12 protein-coding genes and 1 pseudogene are annotated in these 16,200 nt (G+C 68.3%); 8 read left to right on the top strand and 5 right to left on the bottom strand.

Annotation, left to right across the window (positions count from 1 at the left end; genetic code table 11):
• The first annotated feature begins 58 nt into the window (after nt 1-58).
• The 8 genes and pseudogenes from ACT7B3_RS13560 (at nt 59) to ACT7B3_RS13525 (ending at nt 8,643) form a co-directional block, all read left to right on the top strand.
• The gene (locus tag ACT7B3_RS13560) at nt 59-658 is read left to right on the top strand and encodes a cysteine hydrolase family protein (protein ID WP_444676978.1); all 600 of its coding nucleotides are present in this window, start codon (nt 59-61) and stop codon (nt 656-658) included.
• Nucleotides 659-803: 145 nt separating this feature from the next.
• Nucleotides 804-2,324 carry an acetaldehyde dehydrogenase ExaC gene (gene exaC, locus ACT7B3_RS13555; RefSeq protein WP_444676979.1) on the top strand — a complete coding sequence of 507 codons (1,521 nt, stop codon included), beginning with the start codon at nt 804-806 and terminating at the stop codon, nt 2,322-2,324.
• A 137-nt stretch (nt 2,325-2,461) separates the two neighbouring features.
• Nucleotides 2,462-3,619 (top strand): iron-containing alcohol dehydrogenase, encoded by a 1,158-nt coding sequence (locus tag ACT7B3_RS13550; RefSeq protein WP_445158295.1) that lies wholly within the window; start codon nt 2,462-2,464, stop codon nt 3,617-3,619.
• A 112-nt stretch (nt 3,620-3,731) separates the two neighbouring features.
• Nucleotides 3,732-4,643 carry an NAD(P)/FAD-dependent oxidoreductase gene (locus ACT7B3_RS13545; RefSeq protein WP_444676981.1) on the top strand — a complete coding sequence of 304 codons (912 nt, stop codon included), beginning with the start codon at nt 3,732-3,734 and terminating at the stop codon, nt 4,641-4,643.
• A 14-nt stretch (nt 4,644-4,657) separates the two neighbouring features.
• Nucleotides 4,658-5,077 (top strand): secondary thiamine-phosphate synthase enzyme YjbQ, encoded by a 420-nt coding sequence (locus ACT7B3_RS13540; protein WP_444676982.1) that lies wholly within the window; start codon nt 4,658-4,660, stop codon nt 5,075-5,077.
• 308 nt (nt 5,078-5,385) lie between these two features.
• A pseudogene (locus ACT7B3_RS13535) lies at nt 5,386-6,615 on the top strand (TRAP transporter substrate-binding protein).
• A 115-nt stretch (nt 6,616-6,730) separates the two neighbouring features.
• Nucleotides 6,731-7,327 carry a TRAP transporter small permease subunit gene (locus tag ACT7B3_RS13530; protein WP_444676983.1) on the top strand — a complete coding sequence of 199 codons (597 nt, stop codon included), beginning with the start codon at nt 6,731-6,733 and terminating at the stop codon, nt 7,325-7,327.
• Nucleotides 7,324-8,643 (top strand): TRAP transporter large permease, encoded by a 1,320-nt coding sequence (locus ACT7B3_RS13525; RefSeq protein ID WP_444676984.1) that lies wholly within the window; start codon nt 7,324-7,326, stop codon nt 8,641-8,643. The genes ACT7B3_RS13530 and ACT7B3_RS13525 overlap by 4 nt, the downstream gene beginning before the upstream one ends.
• Nucleotides 8,644-8,767: 124 nt before the next feature.
• Here the strand turns inward: ACT7B3_RS13525 and ACT7B3_RS13520 are convergent, their stop codons facing one another.
• The 5 genes from ACT7B3_RS13520 to ACT7B3_RS13500 all read right to left on the bottom strand — a co-directional run bounded on the left by ACT7B3_RS13520 (nt 8,768) and on the right by ACT7B3_RS13500 (nt 16,156).
• Nucleotides 8,768-9,427: a hypothetical protein gene (locus tag ACT7B3_RS13520; RefSeq protein WP_445158294.1), complete on the bottom strand. Its 660-nt coding sequence runs from the start codon at nt 9,425-9,427 to the stop codon at nt 8,768-8,770.
• Nucleotides 9,428-9,602: 175 nt separating this feature from the next.
• Nucleotides 9,603-10,322: a response regulator gene (locus ACT7B3_RS13515; RefSeq protein ID WP_445158293.1), complete on the bottom strand. Its 720-nt coding sequence runs from the start codon at nt 10,320-10,322 to the stop codon at nt 9,603-9,605.
• A 13-nt stretch (nt 10,323-10,335) separates the two neighbouring features.
• Nucleotides 10,336-11,763, bottom strand: a complete 1,428-nt coding sequence (locus tag ACT7B3_RS13510; RefSeq protein WP_445158292.1) for an ATP-binding protein — start codon at nt 11,761-11,763, stop codon at nt 10,336-10,338.
• The gene (locus tag ACT7B3_RS13505; protein WP_445158291.1) at nt 11,760-14,885 is read right to left on the bottom strand and encodes an efflux RND transporter permease subunit; all 3,126 of its coding nucleotides are present in this window, start codon (nt 14,883-14,885) and stop codon (nt 11,760-11,762) included. The genes ACT7B3_RS13510 and ACT7B3_RS13505 overlap by 4 nt, the downstream gene beginning before the upstream one ends.
• Nucleotides 14,882-16,156 carry an efflux RND transporter periplasmic adaptor subunit gene (locus ACT7B3_RS13500; protein WP_445158290.1) on the bottom strand — a complete coding sequence of 425 codons (1,275 nt, stop codon included), beginning with the start codon at nt 16,154-16,156 and terminating at the stop codon, nt 14,882-14,884. Before ACT7B3_RS13500 ends, ACT7B3_RS13505 begins: the two co-directional genes overlap by 4 nt.
• Between the last annotated feature and the right edge of the window lie 44 nt (nt 16,157-16,200).

The following is a 16,200-nucleotide window of genomic DNA, read 5'->3' as shown; positions in this document are numbered from 1 at the left end:
GCCCGGCGGCTGCCGGGCACGAGCGCAGGAACGCTATCGCAAGGAAAGAGGAGGCCACATGTCGCAAGACACCACCACGCTGCGAGACCTGATGGGGCTTGGCCACGCGCCCGCCCGGCTGCAGGATTCAGCGCTGATCCTGATCGACTGCCAGAACACCTACCGCACCGGCGTCATGCGCCTGGAAGGCGTCGAGGAGGCGCTGGGCGAGGCGCAGCGCCTGCTCGAGCGCGCGCGGGAGCTGAAGGTGCCCGTGATCCACATTCGCCATGACGCCGGGCCGGGGTCGCCCTACGACGTCGAGGCCGAGATCGGCGCCATCGCCGACTGCGTGGCGCCGATCGCCGGGGAAACGGTCATCACCAAGCACTACCCCAACTCCTTCGTGGGTACCGAACTCGACGCCACCCTCAAGTCGCTGGGCGCCACGCAGCTGGTGCTGGCAGGTTTCATGACCCACATGTGCGTCAATTCGACCGCCCACGGTGCCTTCAACCTTGGCTACGCCCCCACCGTGGTGGCCAGCGCCACGGCGTCGCGCGCCCTCGACACGGGCACCGGGCAGCACATGCCCGCCCAGGACGTGCACCTGGCCGCGCTGGCCGCGACGCGCGACCTGTATGCCAGCGTCGTCGACTCGGTGGCGGCCTTGCCCTGAGTTCTACTACCAAAGGCCCTGGTGGCCGAGTCCATCGCAGCATAGTGCCGCTGAATAACTTCTCTACTCTTGGAGTCAGGTTCGTGGCGCATGGCACACCGCCAGACCGAACCCTCCTACAACAACAGCCGTCAGGAGTCATGTCATGATCTACGCGAACCCCGGCCAGTCCGGCTCCGTCATCACCTTCGAACAGCGCTACGGCAACTACATCGGCGGCGAGTTCGTGCCCCCGGTGCAAGGGCAGTACTTCGACAACGTCAGCCCCGTCAACGGCGAAGTGTTCTGCCAGATCCCGCGCTCCACCGCCGAGGATATCGAGAAGGCGCTGGACGCCGCCCATGCCGCCGCTCCCGCCTGGGGCCGGACCTCCGCCGCCGAACGCAGCAACATCCTGCTCAAGATGGCCGATCGCATCGAGCAGAACCTGGAAAAGCTGGCCGTGGCCGAGACCTGGGACAACGGCAAGGCGGTACGCGAGACGCTGAACGCCGACATTCCGCTGGCTGTCGACCACTTCCGCTACTTCGCCGGCTGTATCCGCGCTCAGGAAGGCACCGCCGCCGACATCGACGCCAATACCGTCTCCTATCACTTCCATGAGCCGCTGGGCGTGGTGGGGCAGATCATTCCGTGGAACTTCCCGCTGCTGATGGCGGTGTGGAAGCTGGCCCCGGCCCTGGCCGCCGGCAACTGCGTGGTGCTCAAGCCCGCCGAACAGACCCCGGCTTCGGTGCTCGAACTGATGAAGATCGTCGGCGACCTGCTGCCGCCGGGCGTGGTCAACGTGGTCAACGGCTACGGTGCCGAAGCGGGCCAGGCGCTGGCCACCAGCAAGCGCATCGCCAAGATCGCCTTCACCGGCTCCACCCCGGTGGGTGCCCACATCCTCAAGTGTGCCGCCGACAACATCATTCCCTCCACCGTGGAGCTGGGTGGCAAGTCGCCCAACATCTACTTCGCCGACATCATGGACGCCGAGCCGGCGTTCATCGAGAAGGCTGCCGAGGGCATGGTGCTGGCATTCTTCAACCAGGGCGAGGTGTGTACCTGCCCGTCGCGGGCGCTGATCCAGGAAGACATCTACGACGCCTTCATGGCCAAGGTCATGGAGCGGGTGGGCAAGATCAAGCGCGGCAATCCGCTCGACACCGACGTGCAGGTCGGCGCTCAGGCCTCCCAGGAGCAGTTCGACAAGATCATGTCCTACATGGACATCGCCCGTGAAGAGGGCGCCGAGTTCCTCACCGGCGGCGACAAGGAGAGCTTCGATCCGGCCTACGATAAGGGCTACTACATCCAGCCGACGCTGCTCAAGGGCCACAACAAGATGCGCGTGTTCCAGGAGGAGATCTTCGGCCCGGTGGTAGCGGTGACCACCTTCAAGGACGAGGCCGAGGCGCTGGCTATCGCCAACGACACCGAGTTTGGGCTTGGCGCCGGCGTGTGGAGCCGCGACATCAACGTTGCCTTCCGCATGGGCCGCGGCATCCAGGCCGGCCGCGTGTGGACCAACTGCTACCACCAGTACCCGGCGCATGCCGCCTTCGGTGGCTACAAGAAGTCCGGCGTCGGCCGCGAGACCCACAAGGTGGCGCTCGAGCACTACCAGCAAACCAAGAACCTGCTGGTCAGCTACGACATCAACCCGCTCGGCTTCTTCTGATGCCCGGCTTTCCTACCCCTTGACGAAGGTACCGGGCGGCCATGGCCGCCCGGCTTGCCAACCACGTTGCCACGAGAAGAAGCCATCCCAGTGGTCGGCGACGCCAACCTACCAACTGTCAGAGCAGGAAAAATGCAATGAGCCAAACTGTCCAAGCTTTCTTTGTGCCCACTGTCTCGCTGATGGGAGCCGGCGCCCTCAAGACGCTGCCGGAGCGAATCCAGATGTTGGGTGGCAAGAAGCCCCTGGTGGTAACCGACAAGGGGATGACCGCCTTGGGTTATACGGCCAAACTCACCGAGCTGCTGGGCCAGGCCGGCATCGCCTCGGTGGTCTTCGATGACACCGTGCCCAACCCCACGGATACCAACGTGGCCGATGGCCTGGCGGTCTACGTACGCGAAGGCTGCGACATGCTGGTGTCGCTGGGCGGCGGCAGCGCCCACGACTGCTGCAAGGGCATCGGCCTGGTGGCCACCAGCGGCGGCACCATCCACGACTACGAGGGCCTGGACCAGGCCAAGCAGCCGCTGCCGCCCTACATCGCCATCAACACCACGGCGGGTACCGCCAGCGAGATGACGCGCTTCACCATCATCACCAACACCTCCAACCATGTGAAGATGGCCATCGTCGATTGGCGCGTCACGCCGGATGTGGCGGTCAACGACCCCGAATTGATGGTCGACATGCCGCCCGCGCTAACCGCGGCGACCGGCATGGACGCCCTGACCCACGCGGTGGAAGCCTATGTTTCTACCGCCGCCACGCCGATCACCGACGCCTGCGCGCTGCAGGCCATTACCCTGATCGGCCAGTACCTGCGTCGCGCCGTGGCGCGCGGCGAGGACATGGAGGCCCGCGAACGCATGGCGTACGCCCAGTACCTAGCGGGCATGGCCTTCAACAACGCCAGCCTGGGCCACGTGCACGCCATGTCCCACCAGCTGGGCGGCTTCTACAACCTGCCCCACGGGGTCTGCAACGCGCTGCTGCTGCCGCATGTGTGCGAAGCCAATCTGATGGCGCGCCAGGAGCGCTTCGTCGATATCGCCGAGGCGCTGGGCGAGGTCACCGAGGGGCTGCCACTGCGCCAGGCGGCGCTGCTGGCGATCGAGGCCATCCGCAGCCTCTCGACCGACGTGGGCATTCCCAAGAGCCTGGCCGCACTCGGCGTGAAGGAAGAGGACATCCCGGTGATGGTCGGCAACGCCCAGAAGGACGTCTGCGGGCTGACCAACCCGCGCCGGCTCACCGACAACGAGGTGGCCGCCATCTATCGTGCGGCGCTGTAAGGCACTTCCTGTCTGTACCAGGCGCGGCCATGGCCGCGCCTTTCCCTTTCCGGCGCAAAACCTTCTAGTCTCCTTGGAGCGACGATGGATTCGTCGTTCCAAGGAGACCGACATGGAAGAAGCGGACGCTTACGACTGCGTGATCGTCGGGGCAGGCCCGGCCGGGCTGGCGGCAGGCATCAACCTGCAGCGGTTCCTGCGCCGCGTGCGGATCATCGACGAGGGCCTCAGCCGTGCGGCCCTCATTCCCCGCACCCACAACTACCCCGGATTCAATGAAGGGATCAGCGGCACGGCCCTGCTCGAACGGCTGCGGATCCAGCTCGAGGCCAATGGAGGCGCGGTCACGCCCGGGCGAGTCGAGCGGCTCGAACGCAGCGACGACGGTCTGTTTGGCGTGGTGACGGCGGGCGAGATCGTGCACGCGCGGACGGTGCTGCTGGCCACCGGTGTGGTGGACATCGAACCCGAGCTCGAAGGCTTTGCCGAGGCGAAGGGGCGCGGCCTGATCCGCTACTGCCCGATCTGCGACGGCTACGAATATACCGCCGAGCGCATCGGCATCCTCGCCAGGGATGCCCACGGCGTCATCGAGGCCGCCTTCATCAAGCGATTCAGCGCGGACCTGACCGTGATCGACCTGGCCCAGGGCGCCTGGCTCGACCTCGCGGCCCGGCAGCGCCTGGCGCAGGAGGGCATGGCGCTGGTGCAGGCGCCGGTCAGCCACCTGTACTGCGATGAGGCCGATCGTGTTCACCTGTACCTGGCCGATGGCAGTGAGCAGGTGTTCGATGTGCTGTACTGTGCTCTCGGCACACAGGTGCGCAGCGAACTCGGCCTCGAACTGGGTGCGCTGCGCAATCCCGGCAACCACCTGGTGGTGAATGCCCATATGCAGACCGGCATCGAAGGGCTGTATGCCGCCGGCGACATGACCAACCAGCTGAGCCAGATCGCGGTCGCCGTCGGCCAGGCATCGATCGCCGCCACCGCCATACACAACCGACTGCAGCAACGCCGCTGAACGAGGGCCAAGCCATGTGGTACCAGCAGGAACTGCGCCTCGCGCCCCGTGCGCGGGGTTTTCACCTGATCACCGACGAGGTCACCGCGGCGCTGGCCGAGCTGGCCCGGGTGCGCGCGGGGCTGCTGCACCTGCAGCTCTTGCACACCTCGGCCTCGCTGACCCTCAACGAGAACGCCGACCCCGATGTGCGCCACGACCTCGACGCCTTCCTGCGCGAGCGCATCCCGGGCGACCTACCTTATTTCCGCCACACCCTGGAAGGGCCGGACGACATGCCCGCCCACATCTGCGCTAGCCTGCTCGGCACCCAGCTGACCCTGGCGGTTCGCGACGGGCGCCTGGCGCGGGGCACCTGGCAGGGTCTGTGGCTCGGCGAACACCGCGAGCATGGCGGCGCGCGGCGGCTGCTCGCCACGCTGCAGGGCGAATAGGCCGCGCCGCAAGCGGCCGTTGCCAGGGTATCGCCTGCACGCCGTGCCGTGATGACCCGTCGACCGCCGCCAGCCACACCAGGCGCGCCCCACGCCCCATCCCCCTGCGTTAACAGAATCGACAGCTAGCGTTAACGGAAAGCGAGCGGTGAGGTTGCACCCTTGCTAACGCAAGCTATACCTGATGTTACCGACGGCGGTGGCAGGGAAGGCCGCGTGAAAGCGCCGACAGGAAGATTTCGGGAGTTTCGCCCGACCAGTCAGCTCAGGGCGCACGCGATACAACGATAACAATTGCGGAGACACCGATGGCCCACCACAAGACACCTGCTGACCAGCACGCAGCCCAGCGCAGTCTCGAAGACCAAGGCAGCCCCGACGACCAGGGCGGCACCGAGGCCCTGCTTCCCAGTTCGTCACGCCGTCGCTTCCTCACCGGCACGGCGGCCGCGGTGGGAGCCGGTGCCGCGGCGGCGGTCGGCTTCCCCAGCATTGCCGTGGCACAGACCACCACGCTGCGTTTCCAGAGCACCTGGCCCAACCAGGACATCTTTCACGAGTTTGCCGCCGACTACGTGCGCATCGTCAACGAGATGTCGGGCGGACGGCTGCGCCTGAATCTGCTGCCGGCCGGCGCCGTCGTCGGCGCGCTGCAGCTGCAGGATGCGGTGATCTCGGGCGCGCTCGACGGTGGCCATGGCGTGACGGCCTACTGGTAAGGCAAGCACAAGGCCTTCTCGCTGTTCGGCACGCCGCCGCCCTTCGGCTGGGATGCGCACCAGTTCCTCGCCTGGTTCTGGACCGGCGGCGGCAAGGAGCTCTACAACGAGCTGCTGGCCAATCTCGAACTGCCCCTGGTGGGCTACCAGACCGGCCCGATGCCGACCCAGGCGCTGGGCTGGTTCAAGCAGCCGATCGCCAGCGCCGACGACCTGCGCGGGCTCAAGTACCGCACCGTAGGCCTGGCGGCGGACGTGATGCGCGAGTTCGGCGCGGCGGTCACCATCATGGGCGGCGGTGACATCGTGCCGGCCATGGACCGCGGCCTGCTCGACGGCGCCGAATTCAACAACCCTTCATCGGATCGCCTGCTCGGCTTCCCCGACGTCAGCAAAACCTGGATGCTGCGCAGCTACCACCAGGACTGCGAAGCGTTCGAGATCATCTTCAACAAGCGCAGGCACGATAGCCTGCCCGAGGAGTTCCAGGCGATCCTGCAGTACGCTGCCAAGGCGGCCTCGTCGGAGATGTATTGGAAAGCCATGGAGCGCTACCCGCGCGACCTCAACGCCATGCGCCAGGAGCAGGGCGTGCAGACCTTCATCACGCCGGATTCGGTACTGCAGGCTCAGCTCGATGCCTGGGACACGGTGATCGAAAACGAGTCCCGCGACGCCTTCTTCAAGAAGGTCGTCGACCATCAGCGCGAGTACTGCGAGCGGGTGGTCGGCTTCCACCTGGAGCACACCACGCCCAAGACGCCGGCCTTTGTGCACTTCTTCGGCAGGGAGCCCACCGACACCTCCACCCTTCTGTGAATCCGCCGGGCCCATCACGGGCCCGGTGTGCCCGTGCCCCGGAGCAGGACGCCGCCGGGTTCGTGTTTCACGCTGCGCCGCCCCGGTGGGCGGTGCAGGATGGTGAGGGGTGGCCATGCGTTTCATCTTTTTCATCGACCATGTCAGTACCTGGGTGGGCAAGGCCTTTGCGTGGGCGATCCTCATTCTCACCTTCGTGGTGAGCTATGAGGTCTTCATGCGCTATGCCCTGGGGTCGCCGACCACCTGGGCCTACGACACCAGCTACATGCTCTATGGCACGCTGTTCATGATGAGCGGGGCCTACGCCCTGGCCCATAACGCTCATGTGCGGGCCGACGTGGTATCACGCTTCTTCCCGACTCGCGTTCAGGCGGGGCTGGAGCTTGCGCTCTACCTGCTGTTCTTCTATCCGGGCATTTTCGCGCTGCTGTTCTATGGCTGGGACTTCTTCGCCGTCTCCTACCGCCAGAACGAACACAGCTCCTACACGCCGGGCGGCCCGCCCATCTGGCCCTACAAGTTCGTGATTCCCGCCTGTGCGGCCCTGCTCGCCCTGCAGGGCGTGGCGGAAGTGAGCCGCTGCGTGCTGTGTCTCAGGCACGGCAAGTGGCCGCGCCGGCTGGGTGACGTGGAGGAGATTGCGATCCCCATCAACAAGCAGGCGGAGATCAAGGCCGCCCAGGAACAGTCAGAGGAGCCCCGCCCATGAGCGAACCGGAAATCGGCATCATGATGCTGGGCATGCTGATCGTGCTGATCATGCTCGGCTTTCCCATCGCCTTCACGCTGATCGCCATGGGCATCGCCTTCGGCTACTTCGCCATCGGCGACATCATCTTCTCGCTGCTGGTGCAGCGCGCCTATGGCGTGATGTCCAACGACGTGCTGATCGCGGTGCCGCTGTTCCTGTTCATGGGCTACATGGTGGAACGGGCCAATATTCTCGACCGGCTGTTCGCCAGCCTGCAGCTTGCGGCGCGCGGCATGCCGGCCTCGCTGGCGGTTGCCAGCCTGATCACCTGCGCGCTGTTTGCCACCGCCACCGGCATCGTCGGCGCGGTGGTGACCCTGATGGGGCTGCTGGCGCTGCCCGCCATGCTCAACGCGGGCTACGACAAGCGCATGTCGAGCGGGGTGATCTGCGCCGGGGGCTGCCTCGGCATTTTGATTCCGCCGAGCATCATGCTGATCCTCTACGGGGCGATGGCCGGGGTCTCGGTGGTACGCCTGTATGCCGCGGCGCTGATCCCGGGTCTGCTGCTGGCGGGGCTCTACATCGTCTACGTGATGGGCCGGGCGATGATCAACCCGAAGGTGGCGCCCAAGCTGCCGGCGGAGAAGCTCAACGTGCCGCTGGGCGAGGTCTACTGGGGGTTGCTGACGTCGTTCGTGCCGTTGTTCGTACTGATCATGTCGGTGCTGGGAGCGATCCTGTTCGGCCTGGCCACGCCTCACGAAGCCGCCGGCATCGGCGCGCTGGGTGCCATTTTGCTGGCGGCGGCCTACCGTCAGCTGACCCTGGCGCGGCTGCGCGAGGCGGTGTTCCTCACCGCGCGCACCAGTGCCATGGTGTGCTGGCTGTTCGTCGGCTCGTGGATCTTCTCGTCGGTGTTCTCGCTGCTCGATGGGCACTCGCTGATCGAACACTGGATCAGCGGGCTGTCGCTGACGCCGCTGCAGTTCCTGCTGCTGGCCCAGCTGATGATCTTCATCCTCGGCTGGCCGCTGGAATGGACCGAGATCATCATCATCTTCGTGCCGATCTTCCTGCCGCTGCTGCACCTGTTCGGCATCGACCCGCTGTTCTTCGGCGTGCTGGTGGCGCTCAACATCCAGACCTCGTTCTTGACGCCGCCCATGGCGATGTCGGCCTTCTATCTCAAGGGCATTGCCCCCAAGGGGATCGAGCTGGGCGATATCTTCATCGGCATCGCGCCGTTCCTGCTGATGGTGTTCGTGGCCATGGCGATACTTTACCTGGTGCCGAGCATCGTCTTCTGGCTGCCGGGCGTGCTCTACAACTGAGCCCACCCCAGTGGGCGAACCCTTCCCACGCAGCCTTTCCACGCAAGCGGGCCCGACCTGGTGGTCGGGCCCGCTCTTGCGCGCTATATCTTGACAGCTGCCCGGCGACTAGCCGTCGCCGAGATCAGTTGCTGCGACGTTCGCCGCGGGGCGCGCCGTAGCCTTTCGGGTGGTTGCCCTGCATCACCTCCCGCATCTCGGCGATCTGTTCGTCGGTCAGCAGCTCGCTCAAGGCCTCATGGTGCTCGTCGCGCAGCGCCTGCCAGGCTTCGCGGCGCTCCTCGCGGGAGTCGAACGACTGGCCGCGCAGTTCCTGCATGTCGGCGTAGAGCGATTCGCGCAGCTCGGTCAGCCGTTCGCGCTCCTCGTCGGACAGGTCCCAGCTATCCACCAGCGCGGTGAGCCGCGCCTGCATGCCGCCGGCTGCCTGGCCGCCGCGCTTGGACTGCATGTGCTCCTGGCGCATCTCGCGCTTGGCGTCGCGCAGGGCTTCACGCTGCTCCTCGTCGAGGATTTCGTCCATGCGCTCGCGGTGCTGCTCGTGCAGCTCGCGCAGGGCCTGCATGTGTTCGCTGTGGGCTTCTTCCAGGGCGCTGCGGGTCTCTTCGTCGAGCCCGGCGCGCTCGAACAGCGCCTGGCGACGCTCCTGGAAGCGCTCGTGGCGCTGCTCGTTCCAGCCGTTGGCGCCTTGGGCGGGCTGAGCGGTGGCCGTCAGCGACAGCGGGGCGATGGCCAGGGCCAGCAGGGCGGGCATGAACAGCTTGCGGGTCGGTAAGCGACGCATTGACTCTCTCCTTCCGAGACTTCGGGGGGTGGGTTGATGGTGTCAGTGTCGTTCACCCTTGTGCACTCACCATGCAGGAAACGTGTAACAACTGTGTGGCTTCATGCGTTCCGACAGGGCGCTGACCCCCACTATAGTCATTCACGGCGGCCCTCGCCGAGCCAAGCGCCAAAGCTCATGCCTCGGGCTGGTACTTGTAGCCCACGCCGTAGACCGAACGAATGATCTCGCGCTCGGGCCAGACGTCGGCGATCTTGCGTCGCAGCTTCTTCACGTGACTATCGACGGTGCGCTCGGAGACGATGCGGTGGTCGCGGTACATGCGATCCATCAGCTGGTCGCGGGAGAAGATGCGCCCCGGCGACTGCATCATCACCTTGAGCAGCTGGTATTCCACCGCGGTAAGCCCCAGGTCGTTGCCGTCGGCCAGCGCCCGCCAGCCTTCGTCGTCGAGGGTCAGGGCGCCGAGCGGGGCCTCGCCGGATGCGGGGGCGGCCTGGCTGCGGCGCAGCACCGCCTTGACCCGCGCCACCACCTCACGCGGGCTGAATGGCTTGCAGATGTAGTCGTCGGCGCCGAGCTCCAGGCCGAGCAGGCGGTCGACCTCCTCGACCCGAGCGGTCAGCATGATCACCGCCAGGCCCGGCCAGCGCTGGCGAATCTCGCGGCACAGGGTCAGTCCGTCGGTGCCAGGCAGCATCAGGTCGAGCAGCACCAGCGCGGGCGCCCCCTCGTGCTCCATGTGCTCCTTGAGCCAGGGCAGTACCTCGTCGCCATGGGCGATGGCATGCGTGGAAAAGCCGCTGCCCTCCAGGTAGTCGGCCACCAGGCGGGCGATCTTGGGCTCATCCTCAACGATCAGCAGGGCGTCGCGTGGCGCAGTGGGTTCATGCATGGATGCCGTTTCCTTATTGGCTACGATGATCTTCTTCCAGGGCGGGGAATTCGATGGTCCAGCATAACCCACCCAGCGGCGAGGCCGAGGCCTGCATGGTACCGCCGTGGCTCTTGACTAGTGCGCTGGCGATCGAGAGCCCGAGCCCGCTGCCGCCGCTGGCACGGCTGCGCGAGCCCTCGACCCGGTAGAGGCGCTCGGTCAGCCGGTCCAGGGCCTCTTCCGGAACGCCCGGGGGGCTGTCCTGCCAGACCACGCGCACGCCCTGCGGCTCGACGCTCAGGCGAACTTCCAGACAGCCCGGCGGGGCGGTATAGGCGCAGCTGTTATCGAGCAGGTTGGTCCACAGCTGGCGCAGACGCTGCGCGTCGCCGCGAATCCAGGCGGGGTGCTCGATATGCCGCACCACCTCCATGCCACAGTCGTCGAGCCAGCCGCCGGCCTCGTCCAGGCGTGCGGAAAGGTGTGCGGCCAGGTCGAGCGGTGCCAGCTGCACCTCCAGGGCTCCGGCGTCGCTCTGCGAGAGCAGGCGCAGGTCGGCTACCAGCCGTTCGAGCTGACCCACCTCCTGCGAGAGCGAGTGCAGGCTGTCTTCGTTGAGGGGGCGAATGCGGTCCTGCATGGCCTCGATCTCGCCGCGCAGCACCGCCAGCGGCGTGCGCAGTTCGTGGGCGATGTCGGTGACCCAGCGCTCGCGCGCCTCGCGGCTCGCCTCCAGGGTGGCGGCCAGGGTGTTGAAGTCCCGGGCCAGGCGGGCCAGCTCGTCGCGGCCGCGCTCGGGCAGGCGGGCGCTGTAGTCGCCCTCGGTCAGCCGCCGCGTGGCCAGCGCCATGCTGCGGGTGCGCCGCCCCAGCCACCAGGCCAGCCCCCCGGCCAGCAGCAGCGAGGCCACGCCCAGGGCGGCGACGATGATGCCGAGGTTGCGCTGCTGGCGCGAAAGGAAGATGCGGTCCATGCGTGCCATCAGGTGCTGCGGTGGGCGATAGCCCAGGGTGCCGACGCGCTCGCCGTTGTGCTCGATGGGCAGCCAGTGCAGCTCGGCCGCCATGGCCTCGTCGTCGGGCGGCAGGCCGATTACCGGCAGCCCGCCGGCATCGTGCAGCACGAAGTCACGCGCATCACCCAGGCGGCGTTCGATGCCGTGGGGCGGCATGCCCTCGCCGGGCCACAGCTGCTGGCGCACCAGGCGGTGCCAGGCCGGCGGCGAATCGCGCAGCCACTGCCAGTCGCCGCGACGCGCCCACTCCTGGCCGAGCCCCTCGGCCAGGGTTTCGGCCCGGCTGGCCTGAGTCGTCTCCAGGTATTCGAGAAAGCCGCGGTCAAGGCTGCGCGAGACGCCGAGAAACACCAGCCCGGCGATCACCACGTTGACCGAGAGGATGATCACGAACAGCTTGATGCCGAGGTGCGAGAAGGGCAGGCGGGGTAGGCGGAACGTCATCGGCTCGGCTCCTCGGTGGCGGTGCGTGGCTCGGTGGCGGTACGGGGAGTGTGGCCGGCAAGGCGCTCGCGCAGGTTCTCCAGCATCAGGTACAGACAGGGTACCAGCACCAGCAGGATCACCGTGGCGAACAGCATGCCGAAGCCCAGCGAGACGGCCATGGGGATGATGAAGCGGGCCTGCCGCGAGGTCTCGAAGATCATCGGCGCCAGCCCCAGGAAGGTGGTCAGGGTAGTCATCATGATCGGGCGCAGGCGCCGGGTGGCCGCCGCGACGATGGCCTCACGCGCACCGAAGCCCTCGCGGCGGCGGCGGTTAGCGTAGTCGATCAGCACCAGGGCGTCGTTGATCACCACCCCCGACAGCGCCAGCATGCCCATCAGGCTGATCACCGACAGGCCGTAGCCCATGATGAGGTGTCCGGCCATGGCGCCGATGACGCCAAACGGAATGGCGGCGAGCACCAGCAGCGGCTGCAGGTAGCTGCGGAAGGGGATGGCCAGCAGCGCATAGAGGGCGATCAGCGTCAGCCAGGTGGCCTGGGTCAGCGCCGAGACGTTCTCGGCGGTCTCCTGCTGGCGGCCGCCGAGGCTGATCTCGAGCCCCGGCCAGCCGGCCTGCAGGGCGGGGAAGGTATCGGCCTGCAGGGTGCCCACCACTTGGTTGAGGGTCTGCTCGCCGGCGGCGTCGGCGGTCACGTGGATGATGCGCCGGCCGTCGATGCGCTCCAGCGCCGTGGCGGCGCGGCCCACGCTGATCAGCGCCACGCGCTCCAGCGGAACCTCGAGTCCTCCGGCCGTGCGGATCGGCAGCCGGTAGAGATCGCCCAGGCTGTCGCGCGACTCTGGCGGCAGGCGCACCTCGACGCTGATCTCGTGGCGCCCGACGAACTGCTCCAGCGCCGTTACCCCCTGCAGCGGCCCGCGCAGCTGGGCAGCAAGGTCGGCGCCGCTCAGCCCCAGGGCACGCCCTTCCGGCGACAGGCGAATCTCCAGCTGCGGCTTGCCGTCGGCCAGGCCGCTGTCGATGTCGGTGATGCCGTCGAACTCGGCCAGCTCGTCGGCCAGCCGGGTGGCGGCGGCCTCCAGCGCGCGGCTGTCGGCGTGCGACAGGCGCAGGGTGAGCGCGGCGCCGGCCCCGGGGCCGCCAACGTCGGACTCGAAGCGCACCGCCTGAGCGCCGACCAGCTCGCCGACCTCCTCGCGCCAGGCGCGTGCCACCCGCGACGGCGGCCAGGCATCGAGGCTGTCGCGCTCCAGGGTGAGGCGCACGGTAAGGCGGTCACCGTCGATCTGCGCCCGGGTGGCGCTGAAGGCCAGCCGCTCTTCCCGCTCTTCAAGGACCAGGGCGGCGTCGAGCAGGCGGTCGCGCAGGCGGCGGTCCTCGGCGAGGGGGCTGCCGATGGGCAGGGTGACGCTGGCCTGCACCCGGTCAGACTCGACCCGCGGCATCAGCGAGAAGCCCATGCGTCCGCTCATGCTCCAGGCGATGGCCACGGCCAGCACGGCCACGGCCAGGCTGACGGTCAGCAGGCGCTGGTCCAGGGTGCGCTGCAGGAACGGCTCGAAGCCGTGCTGGGTGAAGTGGGCCAGCCCTCCTTGCAGGCGGCGGCGCAGGCGGTCCAGCGGGCGCAGCCAGGGGCTGCCCTCGCGGCCGCCGGCACGGTGGGCAAGGTGAGCGGGCAGGATGAACAGCGCTTCCACCCACGAGACCAGGAACACCGTGATCACCACCACCGGGATCACCGCGAAGATCATGCCGAGGAAGCCCGGCAGGAACAGCAGCGGCAGGAAGGCAACGATGTTGGAGAGGATGGCGAAGCTGATCGGCACCGCCATCTCGCGTGCGCCGCGTACGGCGGCATCGCGCAGCGAATGGCCCTGCTCGCGGTAGCTGTGGATGTTCTCGCCGACCATGATGGCATCGTCGACCACGATGCCCAGCGCAATGATGAAGGCGAACATCGACATCATGTTGATCGACACCCCCATCCACGGCAGGAACAGCATGGCGCCGAGGAAGGCGGTGGGAATGCCCAGCGTGACCCAGAACGCCAGGCGCGCCTCCAGGAACAGCGCCATCAGCACCAGCACCAGCGCCAGGCCCATCCAGGCGTTCTTCAGCAGCAGGTCGAGGCGGTCGCGGTAGAGCTCCGAGCTGTCCTGCGACACGCTCAGGCTGAGCCCCTCGGGCAGCTCCGTGCGCAGCCGCTCGAGCTGGGCGTGCACGGCGTCGGAGATGCCGATCGGCGTCTGGTTGCCGACCTGGTAGATCTCCAGGCTGAGCGCGGGGGCGCCATTGAACAGCACCTCGCGGTCACTCTCGGCGAAGCCGTCCACCACCCGGGCGATGTCGCCCAGGCGCAGCTGGGCGCCGTCGGGGGTGCCCAGGATCGGCAGGTCGGCGAACTCGCGCGCCTCGTCGCGGCGGCCCTGGTAGCGAATCAGCCACTCGCCCTCCTGGGTGGTCAGACGCCCGCTGGCCAGGTCCAGGGCCTCGTCGCTGATGCGGCTGGCCAGCTGGCGGTGATCCAGTCCGTAGCGGCGCATCGCCTCCTCGTCGAGCAGCACCTGGAATTCCCGCGCCCGGTTGCCGGCCAGCTCGACCCGCGAGATGCCGGGCGCACCCTGCAGCTCGGCGCGCACGTGTTCCGCCACTTCATGCAGCAGGTGTTCGTCGACCCAGCCGTGCAGCTGCAGGCTCATGACGCTGCGCGAGCGCCCGGCGAGGCTGAAGCGCGCCGGATCGGCGGCCGCCGGCAGGTTGGTGATGGCGTTGATGGCCTGCTGGATCTCCTGGTAGACCCGCATCACCTCGACGCCGTCGATCAGGGTAACGGCGACCCGCCCGGCGCCCTCGTGGGCCGTGGCGGTCAGTTCGTCGATGCCGTCGACGTTGGCCAGCGCCGCCTCCATCGGCAGCAGCAGGCTGCGCTCGACCTCCTCGGGCGTGGCGCCGGGGTAGCCGATGGCGACGTGGATGATCTCCAGCTCGAAGTCGGGAAAGACCTCCTTCTTGATCGCGGTGGAGGCCATCAGGCCGCCGACGATCAGCAGTACCATCAGCAGGTGTGGCGCCACGCCGTGATGGACCATCCAGGCGATCGGCCCGCGGCGCATCATGACTGCGCTCCGCCGCTGGCCTGCGGGCGTTCGGCGACGCCGCCCCGCGGGCGCAGCGCCATGCCTTCGCGGGGCTGGCCGAGCTGGGAGACCACCACGCGCTCGTCTTCGGCCAGGCCGGCGCCGACCAGCACGTGGGCGTCGCCGCGGTGGACCACCTCGACGCGGCGGCGGCGCAGGCGGTCGTCGTCGTCGAGCAGCCACACTTCATCGCCGGGGCGCAGCGCGGCGGTGGGCAGCTCGATCAGGCCGTCGCGGGGGCGGGCGGCGAACTCAAGCTGCACCAAGTCGCCCAGCCGCAGGGCCGGGATAGCCGCCGTGTTTGCAGCGGGGTCGGGCGCCTCGAGGCCGAGCGGGTCGTCCACGGCCACCAGCAGCTGTGCCATCAGCCCGTTCTCTTCCAGCGCCGGCAGCACGGCGATCAGCTCGCCCCGGCGCGCCTGATCCGCGGGCCAGCTGCGGCTGGTCAGCGTCACCGCGCTGCCTGGGCGTTCGTCGCCGGCCGGCTCCAGCCACGCCAGGGCATCGACGGGCAGCGAGACGCGTACCCAGAAGCGCGATACATCGACCAGATGCAGCAGCTCGGTGCCGCTGGCGACCTCGCTGCCGGCACCCAGCAGGCGCGCCTGCACCATGCCGCGCCAGGGGGCGGTCAGCGTGGTGCGTTCGAGGTCGAGCCGGGCGCGGTCCCGCGCGGTGCGCGCCCGCTCCACTTCCGCCTCGGCCTGCCGCAGCTGCGGCTCGCGCAGCACCAGGGCGCGGCGCTCTGCGGTCAGTTCGCGGCCGAAGCTCTGATACTCGGCCTGAGCGCGTTGCTGTTCGCCGCGCTCCATGGCCAGCGCGGCTTCGGCCTGCGCCAGCGTGGCTTCGGTGTCGCGCAGCGCCAGTCGCAGGTCGGCGTCGTCCAGGCGGGCCACGGTGGCCCCGGCCTCCATCACCTGCCCGGGCAGGGCCTCGGGGGCAAACTCCAGCAGCCGCCCCGCTACCCGGCTGGCCAGGCGTGCCTCGCGCTCGGCCACCACGCGGCCGAAGCCGTGCAGGCGCGGGGCCACGCTGCGCGGTTGTGCGCTGACCACTTCCACCAGCGGCGGCGGCGCGGGCGGCGGGGCGCGGCGCTCCACCCGCGGCGGCTGATTGATCAGCCACCAGGCGGTGGCCAGGCCGGCGGCCAGCACCACCAGGGCGAGCAGCGCCCCCACGGAGACGCGCCCGGCCTGGCGGGCGCGGATGAATGAGCGGGAGTGGGGTAGGGCAACGACGGATGGCGGCATGAGGGACTCGTCACGGCAGGCGGCCTTGCCAGTATCACCCGCCG

The sequence above is a fragment of the Halomonas sp. E14 genome (assembly GCF_052568415.1).
The sequence above is the reverse complement of the archived record's forward strand: the minus strand, read 5'-3'. Positions and strand labels throughout refer to the sequence as shown.

Bases quoted from the DNA above. Each gene is read 5' to 3' on its own strand.
- ACT7B3_RS13520 (WP_445158294.1), bottom strand. From the start codon at position 9,427: ATGCGTCGCTTACCGACCCGCAAGCTGTTCATGCCCGCCCTGCTGGCC.
- ACT7B3_RS13560 (WP_444676978.1), top strand. From the start codon at position 59: ATGTCGCAAGACACCACCACGCTGCGAGACCTGATGGGGCTTGGCCAC.
- ACT7B3_RS13515 (WP_445158293.1), bottom strand. From the start codon at position 10,322: ATGCATGAACCCACTGCGCCACGCGACGCCCTGCTGATCGTTGAGGAT.
- ACT7B3_RS13510 (WP_445158292.1), bottom strand. From the start codon at position 11,763: ATGACGTTCCGCCTACCCCGCCTGCCCTTCTCGCACCTCGGCATCAAG.
- ACT7B3_RS13545 (WP_444676981.1), top strand. From the start codon at position 3,732: ATGGAAGAAGCGGACGCTTACGACTGCGTGATCGTCGGGGCAGGCCCG.
- ACT7B3_RS13530 (WP_444676983.1), top strand. From the start codon at position 6,731: ATGCGTTTCATCTTTTTCATCGACCATGTCAGTACCTGGGTGGGCAAG.
- ACT7B3_RS13500 (WP_445158290.1), bottom strand. From the start codon at position 16,156: ATGCCGCCATCCGTCGTTGCCCTACCCCACTCCCGCTCATTCATCCGC.
- ACT7B3_RS13505 (WP_445158291.1), bottom strand. From the start codon at position 14,885: ATGATGCGCCGCGGGCCGATCGCCTGGATGGTCCATCACGGCGTGGCG.
- ACT7B3_RS13550 (WP_445158295.1), top strand. From the start codon at position 2,462: ATGAGCCAAACTGTCCAAGCTTTCTTTGTGCCCACTGTCTCGCTGATG.
- ACT7B3_RS13525 (WP_444676984.1), top strand. From the start codon at position 7,324: ATGAGCGAACCGGAAATCGGCATCATGATGCTGGGCATGCTGATCGTG.
- exaC (WP_444676979.1), top strand. From the start codon at position 804: ATGATCTACGCGAACCCCGGCCAGTCCGGCTCCGTCATCACCTTCGAA.
- ACT7B3_RS13540 (WP_444676982.1), top strand. From the start codon at position 4,658: ATGTGGTACCAGCAGGAACTGCGCCTCGCGCCCCGTGCGCGGGGTTTT.